Genomic DNA, 18,258 nt, shown 5'->3' with positions numbered 1-18,258 from the left:
CATCCGGCGCAGAAACGAAAAAGCCCTCCGGCGCGCCGGAGGGCTTTCGACATGAGGCGCGCGCAGTCTTTAAGCGACGGCGGCGGTCACGACGATCTCGACCTTGAAGTCGGGATTGGCGAGGCGGGCCTCGACCGTGGCGCGCGGGGGCGAGTTGCCGTCGGCAACCCAGGCGTCCCAGGCCTTGTTCATGCCATCGAATTCCTTCATGTTGGCCACGTAGATCTGGGCCATCAGGATCTTGGTCTTGTCGGTGCCGGCTTCGGCCAGCAGGCGGTCGATGGTCGCGAGCACTTGCTCGGTCTGGCCGGTGATGTCCAGCTTGGCATCGTCCGGCACCTGGCCTGCCAGGTACGCGACGCCGTTGTAAACGGCCATGTCCGACAGGCGCTTGGCGACGTGGAAGCGCTTGATGCTGCTCATGAATATTCCCCTAGTGACGAGTTGACGGGTTGGAACAATGCGAATGCTGAACTTTACCCTGCCGCGGCCTCAGGCGGGCGGCAGCTGGAAGACCTGGCGCAGATAGGCCAGGTAGGCCGGATCGTCGCACATGGTCTTTTCGGGCGCATCGGACACCTTGGCCACGGGCTGGCCGTTGCAGCGGACCATCTTCATGACGATCTGCAAGGGTTCGTGGCCCAGGTCGTTGGTGAGGTTGGTGCCGATGCCGAACGACACCTTGCAGCGGCCGGCGAACTGGCGCGCCAGTTCGATGGCGCGCGGGAACGTCAGAGAATCGGAGAACACCAGCGTCTTGGCGCGCGGGTCGACGCGGTTCTTGCGGTAGTGTTCGAGCAGCCTTTCGCCCCAGACGAAGGGATCGCCGGAATCGTGGCGCGCGCCGTCGAACAGCTTGCAGAAATACATGTCGAAATCGCGCAGGAAGGCATCCATGCCGTAGACGTCCGACAGCGCAATGCCGAGGTCGCCGCGGTATTCCTTGGCCCACACTTCCAGGGCGAAGACCTGCGAATCACGCAGCCGCGGACCCAGCGCCTGGCAGGCCTGCAGGTATTCGTGGCCCATGGTGCCCAGCGGCAGCACTTCATGCTGCTTGGCCAGGAGAACGTTGCTGGTGCCGGCGAAGTGCGGCCCCATCTGGGCCTTCATGGTGGACACGATTTCCTCGTGCCAGACCTTGGAGAAGCGCCGGCGGGTGCCGTATTCGGCTACGCGGAAATCGGCCAGCGCGGGATCGTCCAGCACCAGGTGCATCTTGGACTGCAGGCGCTTGCGGCCTTCTTCCCAGTCCGGATGCTTGCGGGTGTTGCGGAAATAGACTTCGTTGACGATCGCCAGCACGGGGATCTCGAACAGGATCGTGTGCAGCCACGGGCCCTTGACCTCGATGCTGATCTCGCCGGGCGCGTCGCCTTCGGTGATGTGGATGCAGCGCTCGGGCAGGTGGAAGAGCTCGAGGAAATCGACGAAGTCGCTTTTGATAAAGCGCAAGCCGCCCAGATATTTAAGTTCGTCGGCAGTGAAGCGCAGCTGGCACAGCTGGTGCACTTCTTCGCGGATTTCGTCCAGGTAGGGGCGCAGGTTGGCGCCCTTCGTGCGGCATTTGTAACGGTACTCGACCTGAGCAGCGGGGAACTGATGCAGCACCACTTGCATCATGCTGAATTTGTACAGATCGGTGTCGAGCAGCGAAGTGATTATCATGATTGCGCGTATCGTTTCGCGACACCATAGCACGAAGGGATGGCCTGTTCCCCCAATGTGCCACGATGTCAACACGGGTATTCACGGCGGTTTGGCGCTGCATTGGGTAAAATCGGCCCAACAAAACACAAATGCCGCCTGCCCGGAGTCCCTGAATGACCCACGTCGTCACCGAAAACTGTATCAAGTGCAAGTACACCGATTGCGTAGATGTGTGCCCGGTGGACTGTTTTCGTGAGGGTCCGAACTTCCTGGTGATCGACCCCGACGAATGCATCGATTGCGCCGTCTGCATCCCGGAATGCCCGGCCAACGCGATCTACGCCGAAGAAGACGTGCCGCAGGACCAGCTGAACTTCATCGCCCTGAACGCCGAGCTCTCGCCCGAGTTCGCCAGCATCAGCCGCGCCAAGAAGCCGCTGCCCGATGCCGACGACTGGAACGGCAAGCAGGACAAGCTGCAATACCTGGAAAAATAATCCGCGAGCGCGTGGCCGCCCCCGGCACGCGACGCGTGATGCCCCGATGACCGACGACTCCAAATACACGCGCCAGACCGTCACCCAAGTCCACCCCTGGGTGCCCGACAAGCTGTTCTCCCTGCGCGTCACGCGCGACGAGGCGTATACGTTCCAGCCGGGCCAGTTCGCCCGGGTCGGTCTGCCCGGCGCTGACGATCCCGACGGCCCGCCCACCCTGTGGCGCGCCTACTCGATGGTGTCGGCGCCGCAGCAGCCGTGGCTGGAGTTCTATTCCATCGTGGTGCCCGACGGCCTGTTCAGCCCGCGCATGGCGCGGCTGCAGCCAGGCGACGCGCTGTACGTCGAGAAAACCCCCTACGGCTTTTTGACGCTGGAACGCTTCGCGCCGGACGGCGACCTCTGGCTGCTGGCCTCTGGCACCGGCCTGTCGGCCTACCTGTCGATCCTGCGCGATCCGGCCGTCTGGCGCGCCTATCGCCGCATCATCCTGGTGCACGGCGTGCGCACCGCGGCAGAGCTGGCGTATCGCGACGAAATCGAAGGCTGGCGCCGCGATCCGGCCCTGGCCGAGCGGTTCGCCGCCGACCCGCAAAAGCTGATCTACCTGCCGATCGCCACCCGCGAAGCCCTGCCCGGCATGCCGCAGGCACGCCTGACCACCCTGATCGCCGACGGCGGCCTGGAACAGCTGGCGGGCGTGCCGCTGGACCCGGAGCAGGCCAAGATCATGCTGTGCGGCAACCCCGACATGCTGACCGACGCCCGCAAGCTGCTGGGCGAACGCGGCTTCAAGCCGGGCCGTCGCGGCATCCCCGGCAACCTGGCGGTGGAAAACTACTGGTGATCCCTTGCCCGGTCCGGATGCGCGTCCGGCCTAGGCCGGATTTCCCCCTTTTGGGGCAATTGCCGCCACCGGGTTCCGCCCTAAACTGGTGCGCAAGGGATGACGGGTCGCATTTTTGCAACACAAAAGCCGATTTTCGGACGCTTTCGTCAGATTAATTGGAAATACCGTTACTCCCCGGCGCAATAATCGGGGCACACGCACGACCCAGAAGGACTTCCCCAATGCTGTACCAATTGCACGAAATGCAGCGCGCTTTCCTGACTCCGTTCGCTGCTTTCACGGATGCCGGTTCCCAGCTGTTCTCCAGTCCCTACAGTCCCCTCGCCTACACCCCGATCTCGCGCCAGATGGCCGCGGGTTACGAGCTGATGACGCGCATCGGCAAGGAATACCAGAAGCCTGCCTGGAACCTGCCCGCCACCGAGATCAACGGCAAGTCCGTCCGGGTGACCGAATCGGTCGTGCTCGACAAGCCTTTCTGCCGGCTGGTGCACTTTCACCGCGATGTGCGCCAGACGCCCCAGGGCGACCCCAAGGTGCTGCTGGTGGCGCCCATGTCGGGCCACCACGCCACCCTGCTGCGCGACACCGTGCGCGCCCTGCTGCCCAATCACGACATCTACGTGACCGACTGGATCGACGCCCGCATGGTGCCGCTGTCGGCCGGTCCGTTCCACCTGAACGACTACGTCCGCTACGTGCAGGATTTCATCCGGCACCTGGGCCCCGACGTCCACGTGATCTCGGTCTGCCAGCCCACCGTGCCGGTGCTGGCCGCCGTGTCGCTGATGGCGTCCGCCAACGACCCCTGCCAACCGCGCAGCATGGTCATGATGGGCGGCCCCATCGACCCGCGCCAGTCGCCCACGCAAGTGAACCGCCTGGCCACCACCAAACCCTATTCGTGGTTCGAGAACCAGGTCATCCACCCGGTGCCGCCGCGCTACCCGGGGTCGGGCCGCAAGGTCTACCCGGGCTTCCTGCAGCACGCCGGGTTCATGGCCATGAATCCCGACCGCCACATGAAGTCGCACTACGAGTTCTACCTGGACCTGCTGCGCGGCGACGACAACGACGCCGAGGCGCATCGCCGCTTCTACGACGAATACAACGCGGTGCTGGACATGCCGGCCGAGTTCTACCTGGACACGATCCGCATGGTGTTCCAGGAATTCGCGCTGCCCGGCGGCACCTGGGAAGTCGACGGCCAGCTGGTGCGTCCGGCCGACATCAAGCAGGTCGCGCTGTTCACCATCGAAGGCGAACTGGACGACATTTCCGGCCAGGGCCAGACCCGCGCGGCCATCAAGCTGTGCAAGAACATCCCGGCCGAGCGCAAGTCGCACTACACCGCCCCCAACTGCGGCCACTACGGCATCTTCTCGGGCCGCCGGTGGCGCGAAATGATCTGTCCTAAAATCGCGGAATTCATCCGGCAGTCGGCCTGACCGCCTCTGCGCGCCGCTTTCCCCCGGGGGCCCGAGCGGCCCCTTTTCTTTTCATTGCCCGAGCGGCCCTCTCTTCTTTTCATCGCCCGCCATGTCCTGTCGCTCACTAGCCGACCGCATCGATGCCTTGCTGCCCCAGACGCAATGCACCAAGTGCGGGTATGACGGCTGCCGGCCCTATGCCGATGCCATCGCCGAGGGCGCAGCCCCCATCAACCGCTGCCCGCCGGGCGGCGACGAAGGCATTGCCGCGTTGGCCAGCCTGCTGGATACGCCGCTGCTGCCGCTGGACCTGACCCGCGGCGAGCCGGGGCCGCTGCTCGTCGCCCGCATCGACGAAGCGCATTGCATCGGCTGTACGCTGTGCATCCAGGCCTGTCCGGTCGATGCCATCGTCGGCGCCAACAAGCACATGCATACCGTGCTGGCGGACTGGTGCACCGGCTGCGATCTGTGCGTGGCGCCCTGTCCGGTCGATTGCATCCAGATGGTGCCCGCGGGCCGTGCCTGGACGGCCGAAGACGCCGCGGCCGGCCGTCAGCGCCATCGCCATCACCAGGCGCGCATCGAGCGCCTGGCCGCCGACAACGCGCGCCTGATGGCCCCGGAACCCGCCAGCGCGCCGGCCCCTGCCGCGGCGGCCGACGCCGCCCAGGATGACGACCGCAAGCGCGCCGCCATTGAATCCGCCCTGGCCCGCGCCCGGGCCCGCCGCAACACCCCGCGCCCATGAACGCCGCCAAACGCCGAGAGATTTTCGCCCGCCTGCAGGCGGCCAATCCGCATCCGACCACCGAACTGGAATACGAAACACCGTTCCAGCTGCTGATCGCGGTGCTGCTGTCGGCCCAGGCCACCGACAAGTCGGTGAACATCGCCACGCGCAAGTTCTTCCCGCGCTACGGCACGCCGCAAGCCTTGCTGGCGCTGGGCGAGGAAGGCCTGTCGGACTACATCAAGACGATCGGCCTGTTCCGCACCAAGGCCAAGAACGCAATCGCGACGTGCCGTCTCCTGATCGAGCTGCACGGCGGTGAAGTGCCGCAGACGCGCGAGGCGCTCGAGGCCCTGCCGGGCGTGGGCCGCAAGACAGCCAACGTGGTGCTCAACACCGCGTTCGGCCAACCCACCATGGCGGTGGATACGCACATTTTCCGGGTGTCGAACCGCACCGGCATCGCCCCCGGCAAGAACGTGCTGGAAGTCGAACTGAAGCTCGAGAAATTCGTGCCCCGCGAATATATGCAGGACGCCCATCACTGGCTGATCCTGCAAGGCCGCTACGTGTGCGTGGCGCGCAAACCGAAATGCCCGCAATGCGGTATTTCCGACCTGTGCGAATTCAAAGATAAAACACCGGCCTGATCCGGTATTCATCAAACGCCGGGCAATATGGACCGGCGCCGCGCACCGTGCAAAACCGGGTTTTCCCCGATGCGCGTGGTGATGACGGATTGATGACGATCAATGCGAATTTGCTGCAATGCATTGCGTCCGCATATAGGGTTTTCGCCCAATGGATTCGGCAATTGTCCGCCACCCGACAATTCACCTTTCCGCACTGCAAAACCTATGACAAACCCTCATGGAATTTTGATCCGGAGGTGCGCATACTCGCCGGCAACTCTTGTAGAAAACTGCGTGAATACACGGTTTTCATAACCCCGCGGGGGCCCTGCGCATAACGCCGGGCAGAGTCCACATATAAATACAACGCCGGTGCAGCGGACATGGACGACACGATCCTGGAGACAAAAGGCCTCACCAAGGAATTCCGCGGTTTTGTCGCGGTCAATGGGGTCGATTTGCGTATCAAGCGAGGCGAGATTCATGCCTTGATCGGGCCGAACGGCGCGGGCAAGACCACATGCTTCAACCTGCTGACCAAATTCCTTGCCCCCACCTCGGGGACCATCAAGTTCAACGGCATCGACATCACCGGCGAGCGCCCCGCGCAGATCGCACGGCGCGGGGTGATCCGTTCGTTCCAGATTTCCGCGGTGTTCCCGCACCTGACCGTGCTTGAGAACGTGCGCATCGGGTTGCAGCGCAAGACCGGCGTGTCGTTTCACTTCTGGCGCAGCGACAAGCGGCTGGCCGACCTGAACGAGCCGGCGCGCGAACTGCTCGAGCAAGTCGACCTGGGGGCGTTTGCCAACGAGACCACCGTGAACCTGCCGTATGGCCGCAAGCGCGCGCTCGAAATCGCCACCACGCTGGCGATGGAACCCGAGCTGATGCTGCTGGACGAACCCACGCAGGGCATGGGCCACGAAGACGTCGACCGCGTCACGCAGCTGATCAAGCGCGTCAGCGCCGGCCGCACCATCCTGATGGTCGAACACAACATGAATGTCGTGTCGTCCATCGCCAATACCATTACCGTGCTGGCGCGCGGCGCCGTGCTGGCCGAAGGTTCCTATGCCGAAGTCTCGCGCCATCCGGCCGTGATGCAGGCCTACATGGGCACCACCGACGGTGAACTCCAAGGAGCGCATGCATGAGCACCCCGGCACTGGAAATCTCGGGCCTGCAGGCCTGGTACGGGGAATCGCATATCCTGCACGGCGTGGATATGCGAGTGGCGCAGGGCGAGGTCGTGACGCTGCTGGGCCGCAACGGCGCCGGCCGCACCACCACGCTGCGCGCCATCCTGGGCCTGACCGGCTCCCGCAAGGGCTCGGTGCGCATCCACGGCACCGAAGCCATCGACCTGCCCACCTACAAGATCGCCCACCTGGGCGTGGGCTATTGCCCTGAAGAACGCGGCATCTTCGCCAGCCTGTCCTGCGAAGAAAACCTGCTGCTGCCCCCTGTCGTGGGGTCGCTGGGCGGCGGCATGTCGCTGGCCGAAATCTACGACATGTTCCCCAACCTGCAGGAACGCCGGCACTCGCCCGGCACGCGCCTGTCGGGCGGCGAACAACAGATGCTGGCGGTGGCGCGCATCCTGCGCACCGGCGCCAACCTCTTGCTGCTGGACGAGATCTCGGAGGGCCTGGCCCCCGTCATCGTCCAGGCGCTGGCCCGCATGATCACCGCGCTCAAGCAGCGCGGCTACACCATCGTCATGGTCGAGCAGAATTTCCGCTTCGCGGCGCCGCTGGCCGATCGCTTCTATGTCATGGAGCATGGCCAGATCGTCGAGCATTTCGAGGCGTCGGAACTTTCAGAAAAACAGGACACGCTCAACGAACTGTTGGGCGTCTGAAGGGCATTGCCCTAAATAACCTGTGTCACCCGCCGGGCATCCCGGCACACACACCGAAGGGAAGAGGAGTCATCCCATGAAGCTGCACACCATCACTGCTGCACTGGCCATGGCGGGCCTGGGATTTGCCGCGGCACCCGCCGCGGCGCAAGGCATCTCCGACGATGTCATCCGCATCGGCTTCATCACCGACATGTCGGGCGTGTATTCCGACATCGACGGCAAGGCCGGCCTGGACGCCATCCGCATGGCCATCGAGGATTTCGGCGGCTCGGTCAACGGCAAGAAGATCGAAGTGCTGTCGGCAGACCACCAGAACAAGGCCGACGTGGCCTCGGCCCGTGCGCGCGAATGGTTCGACCAGCAGAAGGTCGACGTGATCATCGCCGGCACGAACTCCGCGACCAGCCTGGCGATGGCTGCCGTGGCGGCCGAGAAGAAAAAGCCCTTCATCGCCATCGGCGCGGGCGCGTCCGACCTGACCAACGCCCAGTGTTCGCCCTACACCGTGCACTACGCCTACGACACCGTGGCGCTGGCGCGCGGCACCGGTTCGGCAGTGGTGAAGGACGGCGGCAAGAGCTGGTTCTTCCTGACGGCCGACTACGCCTTCGGCCACGCGCTGGAACGCGACACGATGGCCGTGGTGAAAGCCGCCGGCGGCGAGGTCAAGGGCCAGGTGCGCGCACCGCTGGGCGCCTCCGACTTCTCGTCGTTCCTGTTGCAGGCGCAAGCGTCCAAGGCGCAGATCCTGGGCCTGGCCAACGCGGGCGGCGACACCATCAATGCCATCAAGGCCGCCAATGAATTCGGCGTGACCAAGACGATGAAGATGGCCGGCCTGCTGGTGTTCATCAACGACATCCACTCGCTGGGCCTGGAAGCCACGAAGGGCATGTACCTGACCGACGGCTGGTACTGGGACCAATCCGACGCCTCGCGCGCCTGGGCCAAGAAGTTCGAAGCCAAGGTCGGCCGCAAGCCGTCCATGCTGCAGGCAGGCGACTACTCGTCGGTCACGTTCTACCTGAACGGTGTGAAGGCCACCGGCACCGATGACGCCGACACCCTGATGAAGTGGATGAAGTCCAACAAGATCAACGACTTCTTCACCCAGGGCGGCTACGTGCGCGAAGACGGCCGCATGATTCACGACATGTACCTGATGCAGGTCAAGACGCCGGCCGAATCGAAGGGCCCGTGGGACTACTACAAGGTGGTCGCCACGCTGCCGGGCGACGAGGTCTACACCAAGCTGTCCGAGTCGACCTGCAAGCTGGTCAAGAAGTAAATCCCACCCACGTGACCCCATGATGCGATCCGACCCACCCGGCCGGATCGCATCTTGAATTTGCCCGCTTACCCCCGTACGCGCAGGATTTTCACAAGATGACTGATATTTTCGGCATCCCCATACAGGCCTTGTTCGGACAGCTGCTGCTGGGCCTGGTCAATGGTTCCTTCTATGCCATGCTGTCGCTCGGCCTGGCCGTTATCTTCGGACTGCTGAACGTCATCAACTTCGCGCACGGTGCGCTCTATATGCTGGGCGCCTTCCTGGCCTGGATGGGGCTGTCGTACCTGGGGTTGAACTACTGGGTCATGCTGATCCTGGCGCCGCTGGTCGTCGGGCTGTTCGGCATCCTGATAGAAAAGTTGCTGCTCAAGCACCTGTACAAGCTGGATCACCTGTACGGCCTGCTGCTGACCTTCGGACTGACGCTGCTGATCGAGGGACTGTTCCGCAGTTTCTACGGCGTATCGGGCCAGCCCTACCCCACGCCTGACGCGCTGCGCGGCGCCACCAACCTGGGCTTCATGGTGTTGCCCAACTACCGCGGCTGGGTCGTGGTGGCGTCGGTGGTGGTCTGCCTGGCGACCTGGTTCGTGATCGAACGCACCCGCCTGGGCGCCCTGTTGCGCGCCGGCACCGAGAATCCGCGGCTGGTCGAGGCCTTCGGCGTGAACGTGCCGCGCATGATCACGCTGACCTACGGCTTCGGCGTGGCGCTGGCGGGCTTTGCGGGCGTGCTGGCTGCGCCGGTGCTGCAGATTTCCCCGTTGATGGGGTCGAACCTCATCATTGTCGTATTCGCAGTGGTCGTGATCGGCGGCATGGGGTCCATCATGGGCGCCATCGTCACCGGGCTGGGCCTGGGCGTGGTCGAAGGCCTGACCAAAGTGTTCTGGCCTGAAGCATCCAGCACGGTCGTGTTCATCATCATGGCCATTGTTCTGTTGATCCGCCCGGCCGGGCTGTTCGGAAAAGAGAAATGAACCGTCAATTCCTGGGCTATGCGGTCCTGGCCGTCGTGGTGGCCATTCTTCCTTTCGTCGGGGTGTATCCGATCTTCGCCATGAAGATCATGTGCTATGCCCTGTTCGCCTGCGCCTTCAACCTGCTGCTGGGCTTCACGGGGCTGCTGTCTTTCGGCCACGCCGCCTTCCTGGGCAGCGCCGCCTATGCCGCCGGCCACGCGCTCAAGGTCTGGGGCGTGCCCACCGAGATCGGCCTGCTGTTCGGCGTGGCGGTGGCCGCGTTGCTGGGCCTGGCGATGGGCGCCCTGGCCATCCGCCGCAGCGGGATCTACTTCGCGATGATCACGCTGGCGCTGGCGCAGATGGTGTTCTTCTTCTTCCTGCAGGCCAAGTTCACGGGCGGCGAAGACGGCCTGCAGAGCGTGCCGCGCGGCACCCTGCTGGGGATCATCGACCTGTCCAAGGACCTGAACCTGTACTACCTGGTGATGGGCGTGTTCATCATCGGCTACTTCATCATCTGGCGCACGGTGCACTCGCCGTTCGGCCAGGTGCTGCAGGCGCTGCGCGAGAACGAGCCGCGTGCGGTTTCGCTGGGCTATGACGTGGACCGCTTCAAGCTGCTGGCCTTCGTGCTGTCGGCCGCCATCGCGGGCCTGGCCGGCGCCACCAAGACGCTGGTGTTCGTGTCCGCCACTCTGTCGGATGCGACGTGGCAGATGTCCGGCCTGGTCATCCTGATGACCCTGATCGGCGGCCTGGGCACGCTGACCGGGCCGATCCTGGGCGCCTTCATCGTGGTGCTGCTGGAAAACAAGGTGGGCGACTTCGGCCAGTTCATGGCCAATCTGACCGGCGTGGACTGGTTCCTGCGCCTGGGCGAATCCGTCACCATCGTGATCGGCCTGATCTTCGTCATCTGCGTGCTGGCGTTCCGCCGCGGCATCGTCGGCGAGATCGGCGCCTTCATCGAAAAGCGGCGCGCCGCCCGCGCCTGACGCGCCACACAGCCAGACCCACGGGGCCGCTTGATGCGGCCCCGTTGCCATGGAGCCTGCGCCGCGCGTGTTTACAATGGCCGGCACGCAACCCGAAAGGTGCTCCACCATGCGCACGAAGCCTTTGCTTGCCGCCGTCCATGGCGCCCTGGCGCTGACCGCCGCCCTGTTGATGTCCGCGCCGGCCCAGGCCGCTAGCCCCACCTGCGAAGTGAACCGCCCGGTGCGGTTCAGCGGCCTGAACTGGGAATCCAACCTGGTGCTGGCCAACATCGAACGCTATGTGATGGAACACGGCTACGGCTGCAAGACATCGGTCGAGATCGGCGAAACGCTGCCGATGCTGGCGGCGCTGCAACGCGGCGACGTGGACGTCACCCCTGAAGTCTGGCCCGGCCAGATCGAAGGCGCCTGGAAAAAAGCGCTGGCCAGCGGCCGCGTGCTGGGCCTGGGCCATGTCTATGACGCAGGCGAAGGCTGGTACGTGCCGCGCTACACCGTACAGCGCCATCCCGACCTGAAATCGGCCGCCGACCTGGCCCGCTTCAAAGCGGTGTTCTCCGACCCCGAAGACCCCGGCCGTGGCCGCATCTACGGCTGCCCCGCCGGCTGGGCCTGCGGCACGCTGAACGACAACCTGCTGCGCGCGCTGGATCTGGACCGCGACTACAGCCTGTTCGCGCCCGGCTCGGGCGCCGCGCAGAAGGCAGCCATCATGTCCGCCTACAAGCGCAAGCGCGACATCGTCTTCTATTACTGGACCCCCACCGCGCTGGTCGGCGCGCTGGACCTGGTCAAGCTGGAACTGCCCGCCTTCGACCAGACGGCCTATACCTGCCTGACGGACCCCAAGTGCGCCAAGCCGGTCGCCACCGAATTCAAGCCCAACCCCGTGGTGACCGGCGTCAATGCCGCCTTCGCCAAGGAAGCGCCGCAACTGGCCGCGTTCCTGGCCAAACTGACGGTGCCCAGCGACGCCATCGACGCCACCCTGGGCTGGCTGGAAACCGAAGGCAAGGAACCCGAGGAAGCCGCGCGCTATTTTCTCAAGCAGTACGGTCCGGTCTGGCGGCAATGGATGCCCGACGACGCGGCGCAGCGGGTGCAGGCCGCGCTCGACAAGGAATGAGTCAGCGCGCTCATGTATCCTGACGTTTCGGCGCGTCAACAGCGCCACGACGAGACAAGCAAAGGAAGCACACCATGGACGCCTTGTTCTGGCACAACGGTCACTGGACCCCCGAAAACCCCAAACTGCTCGGCCCCGCCGACCACGCCTTCTGGATGGCCAGCATGGTCTTCGACGGCGCGCGCGCATTCCGCGGCCTGACGCCCGACCTGGACCTGCACTGCCAGCGCGTGATCCGCTCGGCCGAAAAAATGCTGATGAAGCCGCAGCTCGGCTGGCAGGAAATCCAGGCGCTGTGCCTGCAGGCCGTGGCCAAGTTCCCCGAAGGCACCGAGCTCTACATCAAGCCCATGTTCTTCTGCGCCGACGGCTTCCTGCTGCCCGACGCGGACAAGACCCAGTTCGTGCTGCACGTGTTCAAGGTGCCGATGCCGGGCGAGCAAGGGTTCGCCGCCTGCTTCTCCAGCTTTGCGCGGTCCTGGCCCAACATGGCGCCCACCGACGCCAAGGCCTCGTGCCTGTACCCCAATGGCCAGCGCGCCATCCGCGAAGCGATGGACAAGGGCTTTGACAACGCCATCATGCTGGACGGCGACGGCAACGTGGCCGAGTTCGCGTCCAGCAACCTCTGGATCGCCAAGGACGGCGTGGTGTCCACGCCCGTGGACAACGGCACCTTCCTGAACGGCATCACCCGCCGCCGCGTGCTGGCCCTGCTCAAGGCCGATGGCGTGGACGTGCAGGAACGCAGCCTGACGCGCGCCGACATCGAAGCGGCCGACGAAGTGTTCTCGTCCGGCAACTACGGCAAGGTGGTGCACGTGAACCGCGTCGAAGACCGCAAGCTGGAATACGGCCCCATGGCCCGCCGCGCACACAAGCTGTACATGGACTACGCGGAAAGCACCCGCGGCAAGTAAGCCGCGACGCATTCCCGTAACCGCCCCTGCTGCCCGCCCCGTGCGGGCAGCGCCGCATGGAACGCAAACCGCAGCATCAAGGACTATTCCGCATGCAATCCCGACGCGAGTTCCTGCGCGGCAGCGCCGCGGTCGCCGGCGCCGGCAGCGCCCTGGCGCTGCTGCCCGCCTCCATCCGCCTCGCACTGGCCATCCCTGCGAACCGCCGCAAGGGCACGATCGAAGACGTCGAGCACATCGTCATCTTCATGCAGGAAAACCGGTCGTTCGACCATTATTTCGGCGGCCTGGCGGGGGTGCGCGGCTTTGGCGACCGCTTTCCCATCCCGGTGCCGGACAGCCCGGATTTCACGCATCGCACCGTCTGGGCCCAATACAACGGCCGCCCCGACGAAGGCGCGCCGCGCAGCGTGCTGCCGTTTCACCTGGACACCCGCGAGGCCTACGAGACCATGCGGGTCGCCAGCACCCCGCACACCTGGTCCAACGCGCAGGATGCGTGGGACGCCGGCCGCATGGGCCAATGGCCGGCCGCCAAGAAGAATCATTCGATGGCGTACTTCACGGAAAGCGACATGCCTTTCCAGTACGCCATGGCGCGGGCCTTCACGGTGTGCGACGCCTATCACTGTTCGTTCACCGGCGGCACCAACACCAACCGGCTGTTCGTCTGGAGCGGCACCAACGACGGCCTGGGCCGCGGCAACGGCCCGGCGCTGGGCAATCTGTACAACAAGCTGGGCGGCGGCGACCCGGCGGGCGCCTACACCTGGACGACCTACCCCGAACGCCTGGAGCGCGCCGGCATCAGTTGGCGCATCTACCAGAACATGGCGGACAACTATTCGCTCAATCCCACCGCCGGCTTCAAGGCCTATCGCGATGCCCATCAAGGCCTGCCTGGCTCGCTGGCGGCCCTGAAAGACAAGGCGCTGACCACCCGCGACCTGGACCTGCTGCGCCAGGATGTGCTGGACGACAAGCTGCCCCAGGTGTCGTGGATCTGCGCCACCAAGGCCGGCTCGGAACACCCCAGCCCGTCAAGCCCGGCCCAAGGGGCGGACTACACCGCGCACGTGCTGGACGCGCTGACCGCCAATCCCGACGTCTGGAGCAAGACCGTCCTGTTGCTGATGTTCGACGAGAACGACGGCTTCTTCGATCACATGCCGCCGCCGGCGCCGCCCACCCGCCGCGCCGATGGCACGCTGGCGGGCGCGTCCACGGTGGACACGGTGGGTGAATACCACGAGATCGTGACGGGGGCCGAGAAAGACGACACCGCCGCTCACCTGCACGGCACCTATGGCCTGGGTCCGCGCGTGCCGATGTACGTGCTGTCGCCCTGGACCAAGGGCGGCTGGGTCAATTCGGAAGTGTTCGACCACACTTCGGTGCTGCGCTTCGTCGAGCGCCGCTTCGGCGTGGCTGAAACCAATATCTCGCCGTGGCGCCGGGCGGTCTGCGGCGACCTGACGTCGATCTTCGACTTTGCCACGCCCGACGACGCCGACCGGCTGCGCGGCCTGCCGGCCACCGCCGACCGCGCGGCCCAGGCCGCGGCGCTGCCCGGCACCATCACGCCGCCCGCGCCCGACAAGCCCGGGCTGGCACGCCAGCAGGCCGGCACGCGGCCGTCGCGCGCCCTGCCCTATGCGCTGTCGATGCAGGCGCGCGCCGACGGCGATGGCATTGCGCTGCGTTTCGACAACACCGGCACGGCCGGCGCGGTGCTGCACGTCTACGATCGGCTGCATCTGGAAGCCGGGCCACGCCGCTATACCGTCGAAGCCGGCAAGCAGCTGGAAGGCGTCTGGCCCACCACCGCCGATCAGGGCCGCTATGACCTGTGGGTGCTGGGCCCCAACGGCTTTCACCGCCACGTCGCGGGCCGTCTGCAAGCCGGCGCCGCGCCCTTGACGGTCCAAGCCCTCTACGAGGCGGCCGGCCCGCGGCTGCGCCTGACGCTGCGCAATCCCGGCGGCCAGGCCCGCGTGGTGCGCATCCAGGCCAATGCCTACGGCTACCCCGGCCGCGCCGACGCCGCATTGCCCGCGGGCGCCGAGACCCTCGTGGACTGGGACCTGGCGCGCAGCGGCGGTTGGTACGATTTCAGCGTGCATGCCGATGACGAACCCGGTTTCGTGCGCCGCGTGGCCGGACGCATCGAGACCGGCGCCCCCTCAATCTCGGACCCCGCAATGGGACAGGAGCTGATACTGCAATGGACACCGCCCGCATGAAACCGCCCGCCCCTTACGAAAACGCCGTGACCTTCCAGTTCGGCGATTCGCCCGAACTGGCCGACGAACTGCTGGCGCTGGTGCTGTCGGGCGCCAAGACGGCGACCTGCGGCGCGCTGCGTGACTTCACCGAGAAAGAGCCGGTACCGGAAGCGGGCCGACGCGACGTGGTGCTGGACGGCCGCGGCCGCCCGGCCTGCGTCATCGAAACCACCAGCGTGCTGATGCAGCGCTTTGACCAGGTGGACGAAGCGTTTGCGCTGGCAGAAGGCGAAGGCCCGTACGAGGTCTGGCGGTCCGAGCACATTGCGTACTTCGACCGCAATGGCGGCTATGCGCCGGACATGATGCTGGTGTGCGAACGCTTTCGCGTGGTCGAGGTGTTCGAGCGCGGGACGGACTGAGCGCCCGTCCCGCCGAATCGCTGCGGCGCCGTCGGGCGCCGCCCCCTCAAGCCGCTTCTTGCTCGGCGGCCTTGCCCAGGCCCAGGTAGCTTTCGATGACCTTGGGGTCCCCGGCCAGCTCGCGCGCCGGGCCGTGCAGGATGACCTCGCCGGTTTCCAGCACGTAGCCGTAGTCGGCCACCTGCAAGGCCGCGCGGGCATTCTGTTCGACCAGCAAAATCGCCACGCCGGTTTCACGCAGCCGCGCGATGATGTGGAAGATCTCGCGCACGATGCGCGGCGCGAGACCCAGGCTGGGCTCGTCCAGCATCAGCAAGGTGGGCTTGGCCATCAGCGCGCGCCCCACCGCCAGCATCTGGCGCTCACCGCCCGACAGCGTGCCGGCCTGCTGGGCGCGGCGTTCGCGCAGCCGCGGGAACAGGTCGAAGACCTCGTTCAGCGTGTCGCGCCAGCCGCTTTCGCGCGCCCGGTAACGGCGAAAACCACCCAGCAGCAGGTTGTCTTCGACCGACATGGTGCCGAACAGCTCGCGCCGCTCGGGCACCAGCGACATACCCGCGGCGACGCGGCGTTCAACCTGCCAGCCGGACACGTCGGTGCCCGCGTACTGCACGGTACCGGCCGCATGGCCGGTCTGGGGCAAAGACCCCATCACGGCGTTCAGCATGGTGGACTTGCCGGCGCCGTTGGCGCCGATCACGGTGACGATGCTGCCTGCCGGCACGGTCAGGGTAGCGCCGGCCAGGGCGCCGACCTTGCCGTAGCGGGCCGACAGGTTGCTGACTTCAAGTACGGGTTTGGACGCGGTCATTGCACGCCTCCTGCGGTGACGGGCTTGGCCTGGTCGGCTTCGGGCAGATCGTCGTCGATGCCGCCCAGGTACGCTTCCAGCACCGCCGGGTTCTGTTGCACCTCGGCCGGCACGCCTTCGGCCAGCTTCGTGCCGAAATCCATCACCACCAGGTGGTTGGTCAGGCGCATCACAAAATCCATGTCGTGTTCCACCAGCAGAATGCTCATGCCCTCGGCGCGCAGCTGTTCCAGCACGCGGGCCAGGTCTTGCTTTTCCTTGTAGCGCAAGCCGGCGGCCGGCTCGTCCAGCAACAGCAGCACCGGGTCGCTGGCCAGGGCCCGCGCGATTTCCAGGATGCGTTGCTGGCCCAGCGCCAGGTTGCCCGCCTGTTCATACAGGTATTCGCCCAGGCCGACGCGCTTGATCTGCTCGGCGGCTTCATGCAGCAGTTGCGCCTCGCGAGCGCGGTCGGCATGCAGCGCACCGGCCCACACGCCCACGTCGGAACGCAGGTGCGCGCCCAGCGCCACGTTTTCCAGCACCGTCATGCCCGGCAGCAGTTGCACGTGCTGGAAGGTGCGGCCCACGCCCAGCTTGGCGATCTCGCGGGCCGAGCGGTTGTCGATGCGCTCGCCCATGAACGTGACCTTGCCGCGCGTCACCGGCAGCACGCCGCTGATCAGGTTGAAGGTCGTGCTCTTGCCGGCGCCGTTGGGACCGATCAACCCCATGATCTCGCCCGAGCGAACCTTGAAGGTGATGTCGTTGACGGCGACCAGGCCGCCGAATTCCTTGCGGATGGCATCCACTTCCAGCACCACCTGCCCCGCCTGCGGCCGCGGACGCAGCGGCAGGGCCGGCGCCGGCGCGGGTGGCGCCAGGTTGCGGCGCGAGCCGTCGGTGCCGGTCAGGCTGCCCCACCAGCCCGCCAGGATCGGCCACAGGCCGTTGCGGGCGTATTGCAGCATCAGGATCAGCAGCACGCCAAAGACGATCATCTCGAAGTTGGCATTGGTGTCCAGCAGCTTGGGCAACAGGTTCTGCAGCTGGTCTTTGAGTACCAGGATGACGCTGGAACCGAGCAAGGCGCCCCAGACGTAGCCCGCGCCACCGACCACCGCCATGAACAGGTATTCGATGCCGTAGTTGATGCCGAACGGGCTGGGGCTGACCGCGCGCTGCATGTGCGCATAGAGCCAACCCGACACGCACGCCAGCAAGGCGGCCCAGACGAAGATCACGACCTTGTACGCGGCGGTGTTCACGCCCATCGACTCGGCCATGCCTGCGCCGCTCTTGAGCGCGCGGATGGCCCGGCCCGGACGCGAGTTCAGCAGGTTGCGCGTCGCCCACAGCGCCAGCAGCACGAACACCCAGATCAGGTAATAGATGTGGCGGCCGCTGGCCAGCGACATGCCAAAGAGGCTGATGGGCTCGATGCCGGCGATGCCGTCATGCTTGCCCAGCGCGTCCAGGTTGCCGAACAGGAAGAACAGCGACAGCCCCCAGGCGATGGTGCCCAGCGGCAGGTAGTGGCCGGACAGGCGCAGCGTGATGGCGCCCAGCAGATAAGCCACCACGGCGGTCAGGATCAGGCCGGCGGGCAGCGCCAGCCAGGGCGACACGTCGTGTTGTGTGGTCAGGTAGGCCGTGGTGTAGGCGCCCAGGCCCACGAACGCGGCCTGGCCGAACGACGTCAGCCCGCCCACGCCGGTCAGCAGCACCAGGCCCAGCACGACCAGGCTGGCCAGGCCGATGTAGTTCAGCTGCGTCACCCAGAATTCGGGCGTGGCCGACACCAGCGGCAGCGCCGCCAGGACCACGATGAAAACGGCAAGCAAAATGCGGTTCATGAC

The 18,258-nt window shown here is 65.8% G+C and carries 18 protein-coding genes; 14 read left to right on the top strand and 4 right to left on the bottom strand.

Annotation, left to right across the window (positions count from 1 at the left end; translation table 11 throughout):
- Window positions 1-69 precede the first annotated feature (69 nt).
- Entirely contained in the window at window positions 70-423 is a 354-nt protein-coding gene (locus U858_RS0110475) for a RidA family protein (RefSeq protein ID WP_025137108.1), read from the bottom strand.
- 69 nt (window positions 424-492) lie between these two features.
- Window positions 493-1,668, bottom strand: a complete 1,176-nt coding sequence (gene pncB / locus U858_RS0110470; RefSeq protein WP_025137107.1) for a nicotinate phosphoribosyltransferase — start codon at window positions 1,666-1,668, stop codon at window positions 493-495.
- A gap of 155 nt (window positions 1,669-1,823) precedes the next feature.
- On the opposite strand from pncB, the gene fdxA reads away from it, so the two are divergent.
- From fdxA to U858_RS0110400, 14 genes are all read left to right on the top strand, one after another.
- On the top strand, window positions 1,824-2,147 hold the full coding sequence (gene fdxA / locus U858_RS0110465) for a ferredoxin FdxA (protein WP_006218015.1): 324 nt from the start codon (window positions 1,824-1,826) through the stop codon (window positions 2,145-2,147).
- Window positions 2,148-2,193: 46 nt separating this feature from the next.
- Window positions 2,194-2,994, top strand: a complete 801-nt coding sequence (locus U858_RS0110460) for a ferredoxin--NADP reductase (RefSeq protein ID WP_025137106.1) — start codon at window positions 2,194-2,196, stop codon at window positions 2,992-2,994.
- A gap of 224 nt (window positions 2,995-3,218) precedes the next feature.
- Window positions 3,219-4,445: a polyhydroxyalkanoate depolymerase gene (locus U858_RS0110455; RefSeq protein ID WP_025137105.1), complete on the top strand. Its 1,227-nt coding sequence runs from the start codon at window positions 3,219-3,221 to the stop codon at window positions 4,443-4,445.
- A gap of 91 nt (window positions 4,446-4,536) precedes the next feature.
- Window positions 4,537-5,178 carry an electron transport complex subunit RsxB gene (gene rsxB, locus U858_RS0110450; protein ID WP_025137104.1) on the top strand — a complete coding sequence of 214 codons (642 nt, stop codon included), beginning with the start codon at window positions 4,537-4,539 and terminating at the stop codon, window positions 5,176-5,178.
- On the top strand, window positions 5,175-5,810 hold the full coding sequence (gene nth / locus U858_RS0110445; protein ID WP_025137103.1) for an endonuclease III: 636 nt from the start codon (window positions 5,175-5,177) through the stop codon (window positions 5,808-5,810). The genes rsxB and nth overlap by 4 nt, the downstream gene beginning before the upstream one ends.
- Window positions 5,811-6,175: 365 nt before the next feature.
- Window positions 6,176-6,949 (top strand): ABC transporter ATP-binding protein, encoded by a 774-nt coding sequence (locus tag U858_RS0110440; RefSeq protein ID WP_025137102.1) that lies wholly within the window; start codon window positions 6,176-6,178, stop codon window positions 6,947-6,949.
- The gene (locus U858_RS0110435) at window positions 6,946-7,656 is read left to right on the top strand and encodes an ABC transporter ATP-binding protein (protein ID WP_025137101.1); all 711 of its coding nucleotides are present in this window, start codon (window positions 6,946-6,948) and stop codon (window positions 7,654-7,656) included. Before U858_RS0110440 ends, U858_RS0110435 begins: the two co-directional genes overlap by 4 nt.
- Window positions 7,657-7,732: 76 nt before the next feature.
- Window positions 7,733-8,947: an ABC transporter substrate-binding protein gene (locus tag U858_RS0110430; protein ID WP_025137100.1), complete on the top strand. Its 1,215-nt coding sequence runs from the start codon at window positions 7,733-7,735 to the stop codon at window positions 8,945-8,947.
- A gap of 98 nt (window positions 8,948-9,045) precedes the next feature.
- Window positions 9,046-9,933: a branched-chain amino acid ABC transporter permease gene (locus tag U858_RS0110425; protein WP_025137099.1), complete on the top strand. Its 888-nt coding sequence runs from the start codon at window positions 9,046-9,048 to the stop codon at window positions 9,931-9,933.
- Complete coding sequence (locus U858_RS0110420) at window positions 9,930-10,913, top strand: branched-chain amino acid ABC transporter permease (protein WP_025137098.1); 984 nt, start codon at window positions 9,930-9,932, stop codon at window positions 10,911-10,913. Before U858_RS0110425 ends, U858_RS0110420 begins: the two co-directional genes overlap by 4 nt.
- Window positions 10,914-11,022: 109 nt before the next feature.
- Window positions 11,023-12,042 (top strand): ABC transporter substrate-binding protein, encoded by a 1,020-nt coding sequence (locus tag U858_RS0110415; protein WP_025137097.1) that lies wholly within the window; start codon window positions 11,023-11,025, stop codon window positions 12,040-12,042.
- 74 nt (window positions 12,043-12,116) lie between these two features.
- Window positions 12,117-12,962, top strand: a complete 846-nt coding sequence (locus U858_RS0110410; protein WP_025137096.1) for a branched-chain amino acid aminotransferase — start codon at window positions 12,117-12,119, stop codon at window positions 12,960-12,962.
- Window positions 12,963-13,054: 92 nt separating this feature from the next.
- Entirely contained in the window at window positions 13,055-15,205 is a 2,151-nt protein-coding gene (locus U858_RS0110405) for a phosphocholine-specific phospholipase C (protein ID WP_025137095.1), read from the top strand.
- On the top strand, window positions 15,202-15,609 hold the full coding sequence (locus tag U858_RS0110400; protein WP_025137094.1) for an ASCH domain-containing protein: 408 nt from the start codon (window positions 15,202-15,204) through the stop codon (window positions 15,607-15,609). The genes U858_RS0110405 and U858_RS0110400 overlap by 4 nt, the downstream gene beginning before the upstream one ends.
- A gap of 46 nt (window positions 15,610-15,655) precedes the next feature.
- On the opposite strand, the gene U858_RS0110395 is transcribed toward U858_RS0110400, so the two are convergent.
- Both U858_RS0110395 and U858_RS0110390 read right to left on the bottom strand, forming a co-directional pair.
- Window positions 15,656-16,420 carry an ABC transporter ATP-binding protein gene (locus U858_RS0110395; protein ID WP_025137093.1) on the bottom strand — a complete coding sequence of 255 codons (765 nt, stop codon included), beginning with the start codon at window positions 16,418-16,420 and terminating at the stop codon, window positions 15,656-15,658.
- Complete coding sequence (locus tag U858_RS0110390; RefSeq protein ID WP_025137092.1) at window positions 16,417-18,255, bottom strand: ATP-binding cassette domain-containing protein; 1,839 nt, start codon at window positions 18,253-18,255, stop codon at window positions 16,417-16,419. The genes U858_RS0110395 and U858_RS0110390 overlap by 4 nt, the downstream gene beginning before the upstream one ends.
- Window positions 18,256-18,258 lie beyond the last annotated feature (3 nt).

Source organism: Achromobacter sp. DH1f (genome assembly GCF_000633435.1).
Taxonomy (GTDB): Bacteria; Pseudomonadota; Gammaproteobacteria; order Burkholderiales; family Burkholderiaceae_B; genus Achromobacter; species Achromobacter deleyi.
Note: the sequence above shows the minus strand (reverse complement) of the source record. Positions and strands in the feature narration are given on the sequence as shown.